The following is a 15,426-nucleotide window of genomic DNA, read 5'->3' on the forward strand; positions in this document are numbered from 1 at the left end:
TATTACTCAAGAACAAAAAGGGTGACATTTATGGCAAAACTATCTTTTAGTGAACAAAAGAAATTAGAAGAAAGCCTTAAATATATTCCTTTACCCAAAATGTGTAATACAGATGATAATCTTTGGATCAAATCTTATCTTAAACGTCTACCAGAACGTTATCGGCAGGAAGTAGCAAATCTTTATAGCATTATTTTCCTACGTAAACTTCACGACAGAAATCTCCATGAAATGAAAAGGATAAGTATGGCAAGGAGAACAGCTAACGTGATGCTGTATAATATCGTGGATCTATTTGAAAAGCGCAACAAAAATGACAACGATTGTTGATGCCGTCACGAAACGGCAATATACCCTTTGCATAGGTGAGTTACTACTTGTAGCTCAGCCAGTTCCTTAAGTGTACATACAATCTCATCATAAAGCCGCGCATTGCTGTCATCTTTTGCTATAGCAAAAGATACATCGTCATCAGTAAGTGGTTTCCCGGAATTTAACTTATCATCAATATACTCGTTAAGGGTAAACGAATTAGACAAGCCAAAAAATAAGGTGGGAATATTTACTGATTCTAAATTATTCCCCCTATAAAATATTACAATTTTTGAAGCAATATCAGGATAACTTAGTGATTTAAAACGCTTTCTGTATTCTGCTCTCAATTCATACTCTTTCTTATAATTATAAGCAGTGTTTAACCATTCATAAGGTATTCCAGTATATTTTGTTTTATCTATACCACGTTCACTGGTCGAATAACTCCAGAAAGCCCATTCCTTATCCAGGAATGGTATTTTTCCTAACCTATCAGTGATATACATCGCAGTCACTATCGCCCACAGAGGTACATCAGTAGTTTTGCCCCAACGAGCGACAGTGTTACTCGCCGGTGGGGTTGAGTCCTTTCTTAACCCCAGTTTGACAGCATTATATGTAAGTAGCTCGATGGCCTGAGCGCGGGTAAGCCCCTTTACCCGCGTCATATAGGCTAAGTACATAGTGATGGGATATGCCCTATCCTTGAGTAAGAGTGAGTACATTAACTCACTCCTTATATTCAGCAGACTTGAATACAAAATCCTTTTCGTTGACCAATTTTACAACACCGTCTACTGATACCAGAACGAAACCGCTTGTGACCTTATCTTTCATATCAGCCCCAATAACTTCCTGCGATACATTAACCAGCAACTCGCATTTTTCGCCGTTCACTTCACCCCAGATTGTCGCGTTCAGAGAGACTTTTTTAGCACGTTGCTGACCAGCAGGCTTTTCAGCTTTTCCGGTACTTGTTTTCAGCCATTGAAGAAAACTTTTGGCATCCTGGTATTCTTCAATACTTACCGCGTCTTTATCTGATATAACGGACTCAGCCCATGCTTCAATGAGCGATTTAGCATAATTTGCTGCTTCATCTTCGGAAGCAAACAACGGCGATTCAGCAAACGATTTTTCGTAAGTGATCCCATGCTCGAAAATCGTTTCCAGAGATGCCAAAAAACCTTCTGACGTTTGCTTGATAAGCAAATTGACTGAGCCTGTTTTAAAAATGTAGTCCACGTATGCAATTGTGACTACTTCATCATCAGTGGAACCGGTCTGTGAATTTTGCGCATGCGCAAGTTTTTCATTCTCCTTGAAAGCTGAAGACTCAGCCTCTTCAGGATCTACAATTTTCAGCGTACCGTTTTTCTTAGCCTGTCGAACTGTTGAACGCTCAATTTCAGGAAGAGCAATCAACTCACTAAATAACGCCGGATTCTCCTGCTGAATATCAACTAACGAGGCCAGCGTATCAATATCCGTAGTTACCCCGGTATTATACAGAGACTCCACTTCAGCCGACATAAAGCGCAGTTTCAATAGACGCGAAACTGCCGAGCTATTTTTTAAACCTAACCGCTCTGCTACATCGGCTTGTGTTATTTTTTTCCCTTCTTTTTTAGCCTTCTCTAAATAATCAGCAATGAAATTGGCACGGTCACGCAGAGTCATATTGTTACGTTTAATATTACTCATTCCGCGTTCAAAATATTGCTCGGATTCATCCTTACTAACTATCGCTGTATCAATGATCGCTTTAAGTCGAAAATCTGGATTCTCTTTCACAACAATTCGACCAGCATGTAAGCGGGTAGCTCCTATCTGGACTCTATACTTACCATTTTCGTCAGCGGGGTAAACGTAAATTGCTTCCTGTTGCCCTTTATTCGGATCGCGAAAATCTTCTACAATTGAATTAAGTAAAGCATCATCGAAAACTGTACGTGGATTCTCCATTTCATAGCATTCGTCAGGATGCAGCTTTAATACCGTTCCAGATATGCTATCTTTTCGAGAAGATGCGGCTTGTGAAAGTTTGCTCAGGCTTGAGACTAGTTTGTTATTTGTTGGTTTAATCATTTTTTCACCGCCATTTCTAAAATAGTTTTGATTGCAGACTTCATTTCTTTTCCACCAAGACGGGCATTCCCGTTATTAATTTTCCATACAGGAACTAAATTATCCGTCGCAGATTTTACAGGAGTACGCACCCCTACCTCATTAGTCAAAAGTACCCCGTACCGTTTTAATTCAGCAAGTTGAGCCTTTTCTTTATCACTTCTTGAATTATATTTATTGGGGATAACTATAAACGTAGGTAATTTATAAGGGCTGTCAGTTACACCTTCAGTCAGAGTTTCAACTAATGTTTCAATAACTGTAATAGCAGTTACTACACCATTGATTGAAACGTTACTTAACTCGGTAATCATTGCCGCAGTATCCGCACATAAAAATGCGGATTGCTGCAAGTTCCCTTTACCAGGTGGAGTATCAAGAATTATGAGGTCGAAATCTTCTCTCAAAGAATCCATATGCGAATGAGGCAGTAATACTATGCCTGATTCGAAAGGTGTTGAGTTTACTTCATCAAGACGACTATCTCGCGGCAAAAACCAGCAGCCCGGCAACGCAGCAAGCTCCATTATAGGTTTAGTGATACCTTCCTCAGTAAACAGATCACATGAGAAAGCATATTCTGGAAGTTCTGGGTGACTGGAGCCAGTTTCAGTAATAGTAAGGTGCTCATCCATGTCGATAATGAGAGTCTTTATACCCATTTCGACTGCTGCCGCAGCCATATGAAAAGCCCAGGTGCTTTTACCAACCCCTCCCTTACCATTACCTGATACGATAACGGGGCAAAGGGCTTTAATCGCTTTTATAACAGCCTGTGAGAGCAATGTTTTTCTTGAAGGTGTAGGTTGCTTTGTCATCTGACAAATCTCCGGTTATGGATTCTATATCCCGTCAGCTTGGGCTGACCCAAAAAATATAACAGATAAGTGTTACACGAACAACTGTTTTTTGCTTTTTTTGCGCATGCGCAAATTCCCCAGTTAACGGTGACAACATCTTGATTGCTAAGAAAAGAGTTTGACGTGCTCATAATTCATGATACATATTTATATCATGAATTAATGTAACAGTAAACCGTTACAGGAGATGAAGAGTGATCACACCAAAAAAACGCAGAGGGCCACCAAAATCAGATGTACCCCCTCTTAGCGGTAAAGAACGAGCCAGGATTTACCGTAACAAAATTAAAACTACCGGGGGTGCAGAAGTCAGAGTAAATCTTGATGCAACTGAGATAGCGCTTCTTGACGATATACGCGAGAAATGGAACCTATCGGCTGATACGACTAATTCCGAGGTATTGAAAGCGATGGTGGTCGTGCTTTCTGGCAACACGTTGATAACGAGAGGAAATAGAGTAACTGCTGATATCATCGTGCTCGATGCCACTAACGATATGGTGTTTTCTAAAAGATGGCCTTTATGTTTACCAGGGGCTTTAGCTGTGCTTCCAGTTAAAAAAATGCCAGCTTAAACGTTTATGTACCAGGAAATGTAAAACAACCTATACCCGCCTACCACAGGCTTTCAGAGTCAGCTAAATGTACGAACGAAAGCCATCTTCTTTTCACCTGGTAAAAATTCTGGTTACTAGTAACGTATTAATGCCGTTACCACAAAAAAACTCAACAAGAATGCTCGACCAGAATGACAGCTAACTTACTGTATAAAAACAAATTGCTTTAACACTGGTAATCGCTCGATGCCTCTGGCCAATGAGTTTATCGGCTGCGACCGCCACAGAAAATTTGAATGACAATATTACTACCCATAACTTGTTCTGTCCGACCAGGAGCAGATAGCTAACGGCTCCTGGAGGGATATTTAAAAAACCGACTTATCTCACAAAAGTTTTCGATCCCCAGGCTGACCTCTATTTATGCGCGTAAGCGCATGTAAGGCGGATTCTCAGGATCATTATATTCTCATGCAGGCAAACCGCCGAAGCCCGGCGAGAGCCGGATACAGAGCTTTCTGTGGCTATATCCCCCCCCTTCCCTGCTAAGCCTGTTTTTAGAAGCCTGAGCTGTGCGAAGGCTGATCCTTCTTAATTAAAGCGATGATGATGTTAACGGTCGAAGACGCACGATGTGGATGCGATTTTAAGAGCGTTAATGTCATTTGTAGAGCCTATTAAAGTAGGGAACTAATGCCTGCCACTTGTGGCAGGTGCTACATCAAAGATGCTTAATGTTTGGATTGATATTGAGGTGAGGTGTTTGTGCCCGGAGCAAAGCGAAGGGAGGTACATTCGGCAAGCCGGAGGCTGCCAATACACTCCCCTGTTAAGGGGCTTGTTAAGTTCAGAAATAAGATTCGAAATTAACAATATCATTCGAAATTAACTGATTAATAAGAGAGCAAATTGCAGGCTGAATAGAAAACAGCATGAGTGATGATAGATTTACGGACTTTTCGGCGTGGTAGGTGGCAAAATACCAGGTTAAAAAAACAGCAATTCAGACGCTGAGATGAGGTTGGCCCCGCAGAGACTGCGTGAGAAGGGAATCAAGGGGGATATTCGATATCAACTAGACTGGCCTGCCCGTTCAAGAAGGAGGCTGTAATAGCGGTCTTCATCCGTTACTCGTAAGCCTGGCATCTCACTGTTTACCGCGTCCTCAATCTTACGGGTAATAAATACCGGTGTGATTGCTGAAAACGCAAACCAGTTGGTTTTAGCCGATGATTTTGTAACAGGCATTGCACTCACTTTATTATCGATAGCTTCTTCTATGTCGTGGATTATCTTGTTTTTCTCTTCAATGAGTGCAGGGCTTGTGATTTGCCACTTAACACGCTTGAGTAGCTTTTTGAGTGAATAGAGTTTATCGATACCGAGATTCAGTCGAGCAAGGCGCAAAAGGTGGCGTTCATTGCGCTGTTTCATGGATTGAGTCAATCCTTTCTTTCTGGCCCATGCCTGAAATCGACAGACCAGCGTTTTCAGTTCGTCCAGATTTAATCCTTTGGATGTGAAGAAATCGACATTCAAAAAGATACGTAACGGTTTGTGCTGGCGAGTATCTTTATCAAACCCCCGGACAACATAAACCTGTTTCATTTCCTCAGTTACACGAAGTGCATGCAATGCTATGTCATAGGCTACACGACCATTCTCATAGCGATGCAGAACCCCCATTTGCCTTGCAATTTCTTCAAAAGGAACGATAACTTCAAAAGGATATTCATTGTCAGGGTTATAATCACAGTTTGCTGCAAGAGCAAAGTGCAACGCGGTAAGCGCTTCACGACTTTCTGAACGCACACCTATACGAAGAGGACGGGGTTTAAAGTCAGGATCAAACTGGCGTGACCACGGAGTGTAGCCTCTCTGCCGCAAAGCAATTAGTGCGGAATTCCTGTTCCAGTCATGACGTGTAATGCTGGCGCAGACTCTGCCAGCGATCCCTTGAGGTATTAACCCATTAAAAACAGGGGTATAGCGTCGATGTATTTTTGATATCCCTTTACGGAGGGTGTTCAACTCCCCCCTTCTGGATGGTCTGTAACGCACCATTTCCGGGACATCATCATGATACAAATTTGTATCACGCTGATTTTCTTCAGGTTTCATCCATCTGCCTGCAATTCATAAATGAACTGAAAGCAGCACCAGGGCTTTATTTTAACCAACGATTTGCTATACTAACCCCGTTACCTTACGTGTTGCTAGTTTGGCGACTTGGACAACATTTAAGGTCTGATGGAGTTGGTACAGCGGTCGGTGTCTGGCACTGCCGCCTCATTTAAAGCCCCGGTTATCGCAAGATGGCCGGGGCTTTTGCTATACTCAGTTAACTACTTTTACATCGGTACTCAGTAGCGTATCGTGTCCGGGAAAGCGAGAATTCAGAAAACGGAGCGCAGCCCCTCTTGTGCTGAAGTCGCGGATCTTACGTTTTTCCTTCTGAGTATGTGCTGTGACCAGTTGCGCTGTATCGCCACAACGGGTCGAAAACTGAATGTAATACGGTCGTGAGGTTCTGCGATCAAAGGCGATTTGAATACCAGACAGAAAATTCTCCTGAGCCAGTTTTACAGCCGTCGATAGTCTCCAGTTGTACATATTCTCACCTCTCGCACTCACAAACGATCTTCAGAATACTATATTACATAGATATAGGGTAGTCGGTGGATTAAAAAATGGTAATATTTGGATCGGGATTGCAGAAAGAGGATCATGCGATGAAAGAACAGTCTAAAGGGGTCAGGGGCTACAAGCAAATCCATCTGAAGAAATTCAGTAAGCCGATTTCGCACAACCTGAAGCTGCTGGCACTCTCTCGCGAGATCAATCTCTATGAACTGCACAGCCAAATTATCTCAGATTACGTCATGAGCGAAACTCGCAGCCTGGCCGAACCGCAGGATAATGACGTGACCGGCGGCTATAATATTTTTGTCGATCAAGAAACGTTGAAGCGTGTGGAGGAACTCTCCAGCCGCCTGCACGTTCCTGAGTCTGAAATTTTTTACTCGGCACTTGTGACTTTTGCCGATAAACACAATCTTAATCAAGCGCTGTGAGGTTAATCATCATTTGTCTGATTGCATTTTGATGACCGCACATTGACAGTATCCACAACAACTATAAATGGACAAGAGAATGGGACACCCCAAAGACTGGAAATATATGAGGGTTAAGATTGATGAAGACCTCATTGAACAAATTGACAATATCGCCAGCACGCGTGGAGAGCAAAAAGCTGACGTGGTGGCAGATACGGTCGAGCACTTAGTAAAGAGTCGAGCTGATGGGTCAGCATCAAAACGCTATTTTTCAAGCCCTGAGAGTGCAGCTTACAAAGGTATATGGATAAGGCCAGAAACGTACAAAACGATATGTATGTTATCGGACACCGATGACCAGAATCCGAGCCGTGTTATCTATACAGCTATTGTACGCTTTCTGGAAAACCCAACTGACAAGTAGCCCCCCCGTTCTGAACCAATCCTCCTCTCTTCTTATCATAAACCCATCAGGTATCAGGAATTTATTTCCTGGTATCTGAGGGGTTGGACAAGCCGCAGGCGCGTCAGTCTCATCAAACACTGCTTAATTAAATAGCTTATTAACCCCCTCTTAAATTGAATTTTGATTTCAGCAACACTCTTAATCAAAGAGAGTAATCAATCAACAACAATAAATCTATGTCATTGATAATGTTATTTATCTTCGCTGTTTGAATCAAACGATTTCATGATATGAATTTTTATCTCTAATCATATTGAATGATAACAAAATCCGTTTATAATCTCCCCATGATACAAATTTGTTTCATGGGATATGCAGGAGCCAGTGGATGAAACTTAACAAAATTATGGCGTCACTCGTCACCGTCATGGGCGCTCAGATGCTGATAACTTCTGCATACGCTGATCGCATTATTCAGCGACCAACTGGAGCTTTTTATATTGTCAGCGATCAGGAGGCGACAAAGGCATTTGACCGTAATAATTACGGTTTTTTCATGCTACCCCCATCACCAACAAACACGATTACAACTGCCCCAACGCCCCGTAAAAGCCATAAAAAAAAGTCGGTTAAAAAAAGCCAACCCCAGAAAAAAGCCATCAACAAAGAAACGCCATGCGTACCAGTTGAATGCCCGGTCGCCCCGCGTAAACCCGTAACTACCGTAGAACCTGCTGAGTCAATTTTCTTACGACTGGAGAAAAACAAATAATGAATTTCAAGAAAGCAACTGTAACCGCTGCATTAATGATGAGTATGGGATGTGGTTTTGCGCATGCGCAAAATGATCAAAAAGGTACGAATGCAGCAAATGCCGCCCCTACAGAAATGTCGGTCAAAGAAGCCCAGGACAAATTATCCGCATCATTCAGCGCCTTAAATATTAACAGTTTCAAGGAATCCCCAATCAGTGGAATTTTCGAAGTTCAAACTGGTGGTAATACAATTTATTTTTACCCTCCAAAGGACGACAAAAAAGGTGTTCTCATATTTGGTGAAATGTTCGATGAATCAGGTAAGAACCTGACAGCAGAAAGTAAAATGGCGGGATTATCCGATTCACTGAAATCGTTACCGCTCAACTCAGCTATTACCATTGGCCCGAAAAATGCCCCAGTAGTTTACGAGTTTACCGATCCAGACTGCCCTTACTGTCACTCTTACGATAATTGGATTCAGACATATTCAAAAGATCACCCGGTTCAACGCAAGCTGATTTTCTTTAACAACCCAGGCCATCCTTTGGCGTTAGCAAAAATGAAGCATGTTATTTGTTCCGACGATAAAGAAGCAGCATATCGCTACGTATTTTCTGAAGAACTTCCACATAATCCTGATGGAGCTAATGCACTTCAAATGGAAAAGCAAGCTGCATTAAAAACTTGTAAGGAGGCCGACGAGGTTCTATCTAAACACGCTGAAATCATCAAGGCAACTGGTGTCAATGGAACACCTGCATTCCTCTTTAATGTTGATACTAAACCAAACCTTATCGTTGGCTTCGATCAATCTAAAATTGCTGAAGCAATTTTAAATATGGAAAAAGCCGTTGCTACTCAAACTAATAAATCGTCTAAATAAGCTGGAGTATATATATGACAACCGTTTGTAAAAATAATTTTCAGGAACTACAGTGGCACAAGTCTGCCGACAATAAATTGAGTTATTGGGCGCGTATTCGTGAGTATTTAACTCACTCCCCACAAGCGCGCCTTATCACCCTGTTCTTTTTGACACTGGCCGGTTTAGTAATTTGTCAGCAGGCAATTGCATTTGGTACGCCAGCAGCAGGGTCGTTTGGTTACAACGTTTATGATATCGCATTTAACAAAATTGCCACCGGGCCGGTTGGGTTTGTTGGCGGTGGCTGGCTCATTGCTACAGCGGCCACAAAAATGAACGAAGGCTGGACTCGCGCATTACCTTATGCAATTGGCGGTTCGTGCCTTTTTAAAGTTGAAGAACTGACCACTTCTTTAGGCGCTCTTTTACAGTAAGGAAACCCGGCGATGGATTACGGTTTTAATGAAGGTCGTATGTTTCGGTTTCCTCATCAACCCATTCAAATTTTTTGGTTTGATCGTGATGAATGGTTAATGCTGGTTGTAAGTTATATTGCCAGTATGCAATTTGGGGGTATCACATGGGCCATAGTATTCCCGCTATCCATCGCCGCCATCAAAATCAAACGTTCTAAGGGTCGAGGCTTTTTCCGTCACACCCTTTACTTATTAGGATTTGTTGAAATTTATGGGTATCCGAACTCATCAGCAAAAAAGCTGGAGGAATAATTAATGTTTAAAAGACCCACGGCGAAACCTGTTAAAAAGGATACCAGCGTGGCTATGAACAATTTTCAGAAAGCGACTTCTGAAAATAAGTTCATACGCGTAATGCTTATTATCTCTGTAATCATAGGTGCATTGAATTACGATAAAACAGATAAACTGGAAAAACGACAAACTGTAGTAATTGTTCCCTTTGGTGCTAAATCAAGCGAAATGCTCATTACTGGTGAGAGCGCATCTACTGGCTATATGCGCCAGATAGCTCGGTTAGTTGTCAATAATTACGGTTCAGTATCGAAAGCATCCGTTGAACAAAAGTATGCCGACCTCTTAGGTATGGTGTATGAAGATCGAGTTGAAGAATTCCGCAAAAAACTTAATGAACGAGCAAAATACTTTAAACAATTCAATTCAGTTTCACAAAGCATGGAGCTTTCAACAGACCAACCAATGGCGATTATTTCCAACCCCAGTGACATAAAATATGAAACGGGTGCGAAAAATAAGTATCGCTATACATTCACCGCCGAACAGCGAAAAATTATTGGTGACACAGCGAAACCACCTGAGCCAATAAAAATGCATATCGACTATACAGTAGTTAATGGTCAGATTTGGCTTCTCGATATTCAATAACCTGCGATCATAACTTTTCAATCAAGGTTTTATATGAAAACTACAATTTTACTGTCGCTATTGACGTTTTCTTTAGTAGCAGGGGCTGCTGAGAAAAAAATATTTCCACAAAATACACAGCGCGTTTTGCCCGAAATATCAACGCAAGTCGTTCTTTCTAACCGTGATGTAAACAGACTCGTTTGCGAATCCGGCGAAGCTGTTAAACCCGTATTTAGCACTGAAAAGCCCGTAGATGTAAAGGTCAGCTCCGACCGCCGTTCGTTCTGGGTTAAGTTTAAGTATCTGTCTCAGGGAGGCGAAAATCATTATTATGCCGAACCAACTGAATTATTCCTTACTTGCGGAACAAGTACATTTGAATTAATCGTTCTGCCTAAATATGAGAACCCACACAAAATCATGTTAGGTTCCGACACTAAAGAATCAATTAAAGCAAACCAGGCTCTATTTAGTGCTCTCTCTCTGGAAGAAGCCGCTGTTTCATTATCAACAAAAATAATTTCTGACTCTGATACGAATGGTCGAGGTTTACCTGAAAGTTTTGAAGTTATTCCCGTTAAAGAGAACTGGATACGAGATATCTATGATAGTCGAGGCCGAATTATCCCCATTGAAGTGAAAAGAGAGCGCGATGTGCTAGTTGATGGTACTGGATTACGCGGTTCGCAATACACAATTCGGGCTTTAAAGAGTGTTACGTTGACTGAAACGATGTTCTTAAACACTAAGTTTGGAACCAATATTTTTGCCATTACTGCTGAAAAGTTAGCACTCAGCACAGGTCAACTTTCAACGTTGGTTATTATCCATCGGGAGTCTATGTAATGAACAATACCAAATTCCCTATCATTGAACAGGCTCGCGGGTGGTTTCATCGACAACCATCAGCTAAGCAGAAACAATTAAAAAAATATGGAACTATTGGAGCATTCTCTCTTATTGCGCTTGGGGTTTATTACCTGACAGGTCAGAGTGAGAAAAAACCACGAGTACCAGAAGTTTCGAAAGATGTATCAACTCAAAAAGATGATAGCGTCATTCAGGATGATATTGTCACGACTTTGAACGATAAGATCAAAACACAGGGAGAAACAATAGACGATAAAGTAAAAACAGCAGTACAGGATGCAATAAAAAATGGTTATCTTAAACCTCTTGACCCATCGCAAACAGGTCAGGGTTTAACCCCGACAACTGACTCTTCATCCCCATCAGCTACAGCCAGTAATTCAGGGACAGGCGGCTATCCTTCTGCTCCTGAATATCCAGGCATGTCAAATTTCCCCCAACCTACAGGTAATGGCAGCCCTGCTGCTGCTCCAACCGAGCCACCGGCTCCCGTTGAAACAGTATGGGTTGGCGGTATTTCTGAAGGAAATGGAGATATTCCATTGACCACGCCGGAACAGGATTCAACAGCAAAAAAGAATCAGATCCAGTTGCCGGTTGGATTTATGAAAGCAAAACTTCTGGTTGGCGTTAATGCGCTAACCGGGGAATTTGGCTCTGAGAACCCACAAACGTTGATGTTTAGGGTGCAGGCTCCGGCACAACTTCCTAATTTCATCAAAATGAATCTTCGCGGCTGTTTCGCCATTGCCAACGCAAACGGCAACCTTAGTTCGGAGCGCATTATTGTTCTTCCGGTATCGATGAACTGTATGACGATGGACGGTCGCTATATCGTGGAAGGTCAAGTTAAGGGGTTTGTTTCTGACCGTGACGGTAAACGTGATATGTCTGCGAGGGTTGTTTCACGCGCTGGCCGTCTTCTCGCCGGTACTGTCCTGGCTAAATCTGTTGAGGCTTTTGCCAATGTAATTGGCAATCAGAGCATTCAACAAAATGTATCTCCCCTCGGAAGCGTCAACACAATCAATCCCGACGAGGCTGTTAAAAACGGTGCTGCTACCGGTGTTGCGGGTGGCTTTACTGAAGTATCTAAGTATCTGCTCAATCTTGCACAGCAAACTTCACCGGCGCTGGAAACTGGCCCAGGAAAAGACGTGATGCTTTTCATCCAGGAAACCGCTGAACTCACTATTAAAGAAGTAAGGATTCAATAATGAACATGACAAAACTAAGCCTGTTACTGATTTCTGCATTCGTCCTTACTGGATGTTCTATTCTGCCTTACCACAATGATTTCGCCTGTAAGCTTGAAGATGGCTACGGCAAATGCATTTCATCGGATGATGCCTACACGGAAGCTACCACCGGCGCTGATATGGGGCATGCGATTACTGAAGATGGGGTAGAGAACGACCCAAAGGTATCTGCCGCTAACAGTGCGGCAAATGCCGATGCTTCACAAAAAAAGACGTCTGCTGCCTATGCTACTTACCGTGATCGGGTATACCAACAAACTGCAAAGTTGATTGAAGCACCTCAAACACCTGTCGTCAGACAACCTACAGTCGTCAGGACGCTAATTCTCTCCTACTCACCAGGTCTGGATGAGCAGACAGCCTATATGCCACGTTATGTCTTTACGATGCTTAACGGGCCAAAATTTGTATTAACGGACTATCAGTTGTCCCGTGACGATGCCACTCCTGCCTTCTTAATGGGAGGAAAAGGCTAATGCTGAAATCGGTGCATCAATTTATTGAAAGGAACATATTCCTTAAGAATGAAGTAACAAAATCTGATGTTCTGAATCTGTCAGTTCGTGATCAGCCCAGTGAGTATCTACCCTACCTCAGTTTTCATAAACGTTTACCTGGTGAGGATTTCGATAGCAACTCATTTTTAAACTTTGACAACACCATTGGTTGGATATGGGAACTCAAGCCACTGGCGTTCCTGGGTAATGATAAGCTCGATAAACTCCACAGTATTATTAAGTCACAATTTCCAAAAGGGACAGTGACTCAGTGGATTTTGTTTCCTGATCACAACATGGATGATTATATTCAACAGTACCGGGATATCCGTAATAGTGAAGACCCCATTACTGCAATGAATATTGAGGCAATGGACAAATTCATCCGTGAGGGAACCGAAGGTGTAGAGAAGATGCGAAATCTTCCCCTTCGGAATTTCCGCTTATTTTTTACTGTTAAGAACGAAGCGCGTATTTCGGAAGAACTACTTGTTTCCATTGAACAGGCCATTGAATTTATGGAGCCTCGCCGCTGGCAGGCATCCGATTTGATTAAATGGACTTCGGAGTTTTTCAGCGGCAAACGGGCAAAGGGGCTTTACGATCCTGATCGCGAATTACGCAAACAAATGTGTGCTACAAATTTAGACTTCGATGACCCTGGCTCTATCAGCAAAATTGGTGATAGATATGGCATCTGTCTTTATCCAAACGTGATTCCGCAAAGCAATAATAACCCTCTGCGTACCAATGAACTCTTTGGTGGTTTTTTGGGGCCGGAAGATGATATTCGACAGATTAAGGCTCCGTTCATGTACACACTCACAGTGGTATATGAAGACCTAAAAAAGAATATTAGCGACAAGGCTGCGCAAACTATGTTTCAGCGTGTCGGTGCTGGACTTGCTGCTGCGCTGAATCAGCGCATTATCGAGTTTGGTGTCATGCAAAACATGATTGCTAAACAGAGTAAGTTTTCATACATAATCCCTCAGTTATGGGTTTTTGGTAATACCGAGCAGGAGACTCGTGTTGCCGCAGGCCAGGCTAAGAGCCTTTGGGAAGCTCATGACTTTGAGATGATGTATGAGACATCCATCAAGCATGTCATGTTCTACACTGCCCTTCCCTTTGGTTTCTACCATATTGAAAACAACATCGAGACAATTGACCGTCATTTCTATCTTGATAACGAAAATATCACGCGTTTCCTTCCCGTTCAGGGGGATTTCCGCGGCGGTGGCCGTCCGGTTCAGACTTATATTGGCCGCAAGGGACAGATTATCAACATTGATATGTATGATCCTCGTGCTAACGCACACAATTTTTCAGTAGTTGCGGAAACTGGTGGTGGTAAGTCATTCTTTCTCAACGATATGGTAGATGGCTATCTTAGCGTCGGCGCAAAAGCACGTATTATGGATTTGGGTAAGTCATATGAGAAACTCACACGCATCCGTAAAGGTCGTTACATAGACTTTAATCTGCATTCACCTATTTGTATCAATCCCCTGGACTTTACCTGGCACGACCTCGAAGACCTCGCACAAAATATCTCTACTGCACAGATCGTCTTCAGTGCATGTGCCTACGCATTCACCGGCCAGCCAGTAAGCGAAATGGAAGCTAACCTGATAGACAGAGCATGTCAGTATGCCGTTGAAGATGGTCAGCAACTGCGAGGAACTGATGCTATTACGGATTATCTTTTGTCTTCAAAATACATTGATTCCGAATTCATGGATAAGCACCAGGCCAGTGCAGAAAAATTACACCAGATAGCTTTTGACCTCAGCTATTTGTTAGGTGCATTTAAATCCGATGGTTATTACGGGAAATTTTTCACAGGCCCAACGACATTCAATATTAAGGATGACGAATTTGTTTGTACTGACCTGGAAAAACTACGTTCAGTTAAACAGTTATTCTATCCAATGATTGTAAACTTAATGAACGCAATAACGATGGATCTCTATCTGTCAGACCGTTCACAGCCAAATCTTATTTTGGTAGAAGAAGTCGCCTCTATGTTGCAAAAAACCGGTTTTGTTACTATGGATGGCCTGACTCAAATGATAAATGAGTGTTATCGCCGCGCACGTAAATACCGTGGCGCTATGGGGATAGTTTTACAGTCACCACTTGATTATGAAGCACTTCCGGGGCTTGGCCCAGTAGTCAAAGCTAACGCCCAGTGGCGCTATTATCTCGAATCCCGCATGTATGACGAAGCCGTTTCAAAAGGTGTTCTACCTAATATCAATGGTGGATTCCCGCTTAAACTTCTGCGTAGCGTCCGTAACGCCCGTCCAAACTATGGAGAGGTTTTTATAGATTGCCCGTTAGGTATGGGAGTAGCCAGATTATGCGTCGATAAATGGCGATACTGGATTAATACCTCTGACGGTAAGGATGTTGCTGCTTTTGACCGTTTAATTGCAACAGGTATGGAGCCGGTTAAAGTCATTGAACAACTGTCAGGTGTATCCGCTGCACATCTAAAAGCCGGGTGA

Annotated in this window: 18 protein-coding genes; 13 read left to right on the top strand and 5 right to left on the bottom strand. The window is 42.5% G+C overall.

All coding sequences use genetic code 11. From position 1 onward, the window contains the following. Positions 1-30: 30 nt before the first annotated feature. Positions 31-330 (top strand): hypothetical protein, encoded by a 300-nt coding sequence (locus tag BZK41_RS23150; RefSeq protein ID WP_044702631.1) that lies wholly within the window; start codon positions 31-33, stop codon positions 328-330. 5 nt (positions 331-335) lie between these two features. Here BZK41_RS23150 and BZK41_RS23155 read toward each other — a convergent pair whose 3' ends face one another. The 3 genes from BZK41_RS23155 to BZK41_RS23165 are packed head-to-tail and all read right to left on the bottom strand — an operon-like array spanning position 336 to position 3,260. After that, positions 336-1,040, bottom strand: coding sequence for a hypothetical protein (locus tag BZK41_RS23155; protein WP_079939721.1), 705 nt, complete (start codon positions 1,038-1,040; stop codon positions 336-338). Between the two features lie 4 nt (positions 1,041-1,044). Continuing rightward, positions 1,045-2,403, bottom strand: coding sequence for a KorB domain-containing protein (locus tag BZK41_RS23160; protein ID WP_079939722.1), 1,359 nt, complete (start codon positions 2,401-2,403; stop codon positions 1,045-1,047). Next, positions 2,400-3,260 carry a ParA family protein gene (locus BZK41_RS23165; RefSeq protein WP_044702628.1) on the bottom strand — a complete coding sequence of 287 codons (861 nt, stop codon included), beginning with the start codon at positions 3,258-3,260 and terminating at the stop codon, positions 2,400-2,402. Before BZK41_RS23165 ends, BZK41_RS23160 begins: the two co-directional genes overlap by 4 nt. 236 nt (positions 3,261-3,496) lie before the next feature. Between BZK41_RS23165 and BZK41_RS23170 the strand changes: the two genes are divergently transcribed. Beyond that, positions 3,497-3,877 carry a hypothetical protein gene (locus tag BZK41_RS23170; RefSeq protein WP_079939723.1) on the top strand — a complete coding sequence of 127 codons (381 nt, stop codon included), beginning with the start codon at positions 3,497-3,499 and terminating at the stop codon, positions 3,875-3,877. Positions 3,878-4,930: 1,053 nt separating this feature from the next. On the opposite strand, the gene BZK41_RS23175 is transcribed toward BZK41_RS23170, so the two are convergent. Both BZK41_RS23175 and BZK41_RS23180 read right to left on the bottom strand, forming a co-directional pair. Further along, on the bottom strand, positions 4,931-5,980 hold the full coding sequence (locus BZK41_RS23175) for a hypothetical protein (RefSeq protein WP_049001248.1): 1,050 nt from the start codon (positions 5,978-5,980) through the stop codon (positions 4,931-4,933). Between the two features lie 216 nt (positions 5,981-6,196). Beyond that, complete coding sequence (locus BZK41_RS23180; protein WP_044702803.1) at positions 6,197-6,472, bottom strand: hypothetical protein; 276 nt, start codon at positions 6,470-6,472, stop codon at positions 6,197-6,199. 119 nt (positions 6,473-6,591) lie between these two features. On the opposite strand from BZK41_RS23180, the gene BZK41_RS23185 reads away from it, so the two are divergent. The 11 genes from BZK41_RS23185 to BZK41_RS23235 all read left to right on the top strand — a co-directional run bounded on the left by BZK41_RS23185 (position 6,592) and on the right by BZK41_RS23235 (position 15,426). Further along, positions 6,592-6,933, top strand: coding sequence for a hypothetical protein (locus tag BZK41_RS23185; RefSeq protein WP_044702805.1), 342 nt, complete (start codon positions 6,592-6,594; stop codon positions 6,931-6,933). Positions 6,934-7,012: 79 nt separating this feature from the next. Next, positions 7,013-7,339 (top strand): hypothetical protein, encoded by a 327-nt coding sequence (locus BZK41_RS23190; RefSeq protein WP_044702807.1) that lies wholly within the window; start codon positions 7,013-7,015, stop codon positions 7,337-7,339. 370 nt (positions 7,340-7,709) lie between these two features. Continuing rightward, positions 7,710-8,093 (top strand): hypothetical protein, encoded by a 384-nt coding sequence (locus tag BZK41_RS23195; protein WP_241243679.1) that lies wholly within the window; start codon positions 7,710-7,712, stop codon positions 8,091-8,093. Continuing rightward, positions 8,093-8,962 carry a DsbC family protein gene (locus BZK41_RS23200; RefSeq protein WP_079939724.1) on the top strand — a complete coding sequence of 290 codons (870 nt, stop codon included), beginning with the start codon at positions 8,093-8,095 and terminating at the stop codon, positions 8,960-8,962. The genes BZK41_RS23195 and BZK41_RS23200 overlap by 1 nt, the downstream gene beginning before the upstream one ends. 14 nt (positions 8,963-8,976) lie before the next feature. Further along, positions 8,977-9,378, top strand: a complete 402-nt coding sequence (locus BZK41_RS23205; RefSeq protein WP_079939725.1) for a conjugative transfer protein TraE — start codon at positions 8,977-8,979, stop codon at positions 9,376-9,378. 12 nt (positions 9,379-9,390) lie between these two features. Further along, a complete protein-coding gene (locus tag BZK41_RS23210; RefSeq protein WP_044702811.1) occupies positions 9,391-9,672 on the top strand; it encodes a hypothetical protein in 282 nt (93 codons plus the stop codon). A 3-nt stretch (positions 9,673-9,675) separates the two neighbouring features. Next, entirely contained in the window at positions 9,676-10,305 is a 630-nt protein-coding gene (locus BZK41_RS23215; RefSeq protein WP_079939726.1) for a TraE/TraK family type IV conjugative transfer system protein, read from the top strand. Between the two features lie 33 nt (positions 10,306-10,338). Then, the gene (locus BZK41_RS23220) at positions 10,339-11,133 is read left to right on the top strand and encodes a type-F conjugative transfer system secretin TraK (RefSeq protein WP_079939727.1); all 795 of its coding nucleotides are present in this window, start codon (positions 10,339-10,341) and stop codon (positions 11,131-11,133) included. Then, on the top strand, positions 11,133-12,374 hold the full coding sequence (locus BZK41_RS23225) for a TraB/VirB10 family protein (RefSeq protein WP_044702816.1): 1,242 nt from the start codon (positions 11,133-11,135) through the stop codon (positions 12,372-12,374). The genes BZK41_RS23220 and BZK41_RS23225 overlap by 1 nt, the downstream gene beginning before the upstream one ends. Next, positions 12,374-12,892 carry a TraV family lipoprotein gene (locus BZK41_RS23230; RefSeq protein WP_044702817.1) on the top strand — a complete coding sequence of 173 codons (519 nt, stop codon included), beginning with the start codon at positions 12,374-12,376 and terminating at the stop codon, positions 12,890-12,892. Before BZK41_RS23225 ends, BZK41_RS23230 begins: the two co-directional genes overlap by 1 nt. Further along, entirely contained in the window at positions 12,892-15,426 is a 2,535-nt protein-coding gene (locus BZK41_RS23235) for a TraC family protein (protein WP_079939728.1), read from the top strand. Before BZK41_RS23230 ends, BZK41_RS23235 begins: the two co-directional genes overlap by 1 nt.

Source organism: Citrobacter sp. A316, assembly GCF_002042945.1.
GTDB lineage: Bacteria > Pseudomonadota > Gammaproteobacteria > Enterobacterales > Enterobacteriaceae > Citrobacter > Citrobacter portucalensis.

Bases quoted from the DNA above. Each gene is read 5' to 3' on its own strand.
- BZK41_RS23215 (WP_079939726.1), top strand. From the start codon at position 9,676: ATGTTTAAAAGACCCACGGCGAAACCTGTTAAAAAGGATACCAGCGTG.
- BZK41_RS23150 (WP_044702631.1), top strand. From the start codon at position 31: ATGGCAAAACTATCTTTTAGTGAACAAAAGAAATTAGAAGAAAGCCTT.
- BZK41_RS23235 (WP_079939728.1), top strand. From the start codon at position 12,892: ATGCTGAAATCGGTGCATCAATTTATTGAAAGGAACATATTCCTTAAG.
- BZK41_RS23220 (WP_079939727.1), top strand. From the start codon at position 10,339: ATGAAAACTACAATTTTACTGTCGCTATTGACGTTTTCTTTAGTAGCA.
- BZK41_RS23230 (WP_044702817.1), top strand. From the start codon at position 12,374: ATGAACATGACAAAACTAAGCCTGTTACTGATTTCTGCATTCGTCCTT.
- BZK41_RS23195 (WP_241243679.1), top strand. From the start codon at position 7,710: ATGAAACTTAACAAAATTATGGCGTCACTCGTCACCGTCATGGGCGCT.
- BZK41_RS23200 (WP_079939724.1), top strand. From the start codon at position 8,093: ATGAATTTCAAGAAAGCAACTGTAACCGCTGCATTAATGATGAGTATG.
- BZK41_RS23160 (WP_079939722.1), bottom strand. From the start codon at position 2,403: ATGATTAAACCAACAAATAACAAACTAGTCTCAAGCCTGAGCAAACTT.
- BZK41_RS23155 (WP_079939721.1), bottom strand. From the start codon at position 1,040: ATGTACTCACTCTTACTCAAGGATAGGGCATATCCCATCACTATGTAC.
- BZK41_RS23205 (WP_079939725.1), top strand. From the start codon at position 8,977: ATGACAACCGTTTGTAAAAATAATTTTCAGGAACTACAGTGGCACAAG.
- BZK41_RS23165 (WP_044702628.1), bottom strand. From the start codon at position 3,260: ATGACAAAGCAACCTACACCTTCAAGAAAAACATTGCTCTCACAGGCT.
- BZK41_RS23185 (WP_044702805.1), top strand. From the start codon at position 6,592: ATGAAAGAACAGTCTAAAGGGGTCAGGGGCTACAAGCAAATCCATCTG.
- BZK41_RS23180 (WP_044702803.1), bottom strand. From the start codon at position 6,472: ATGTACAACTGGAGACTATCGACGGCTGTAAAACTGGCTCAGGAGAAT.
- BZK41_RS23175 (WP_049001248.1), bottom strand. From the start codon at position 5,980: ATGAAACCTGAAGAAAATCAGCGTGATACAAATTTGTATCATGATGAT.
- BZK41_RS23190 (WP_044702807.1), top strand. From the start codon at position 7,013: ATGGGACACCCCAAAGACTGGAAATATATGAGGGTTAAGATTGATGAA.
- BZK41_RS23225 (WP_044702816.1), top strand. From the start codon at position 11,133: ATGAACAATACCAAATTCCCTATCATTGAACAGGCTCGCGGGTGGTTT.
- BZK41_RS23210 (WP_044702811.1), top strand. From the start codon at position 9,391: ATGGATTACGGTTTTAATGAAGGTCGTATGTTTCGGTTTCCTCATCAA.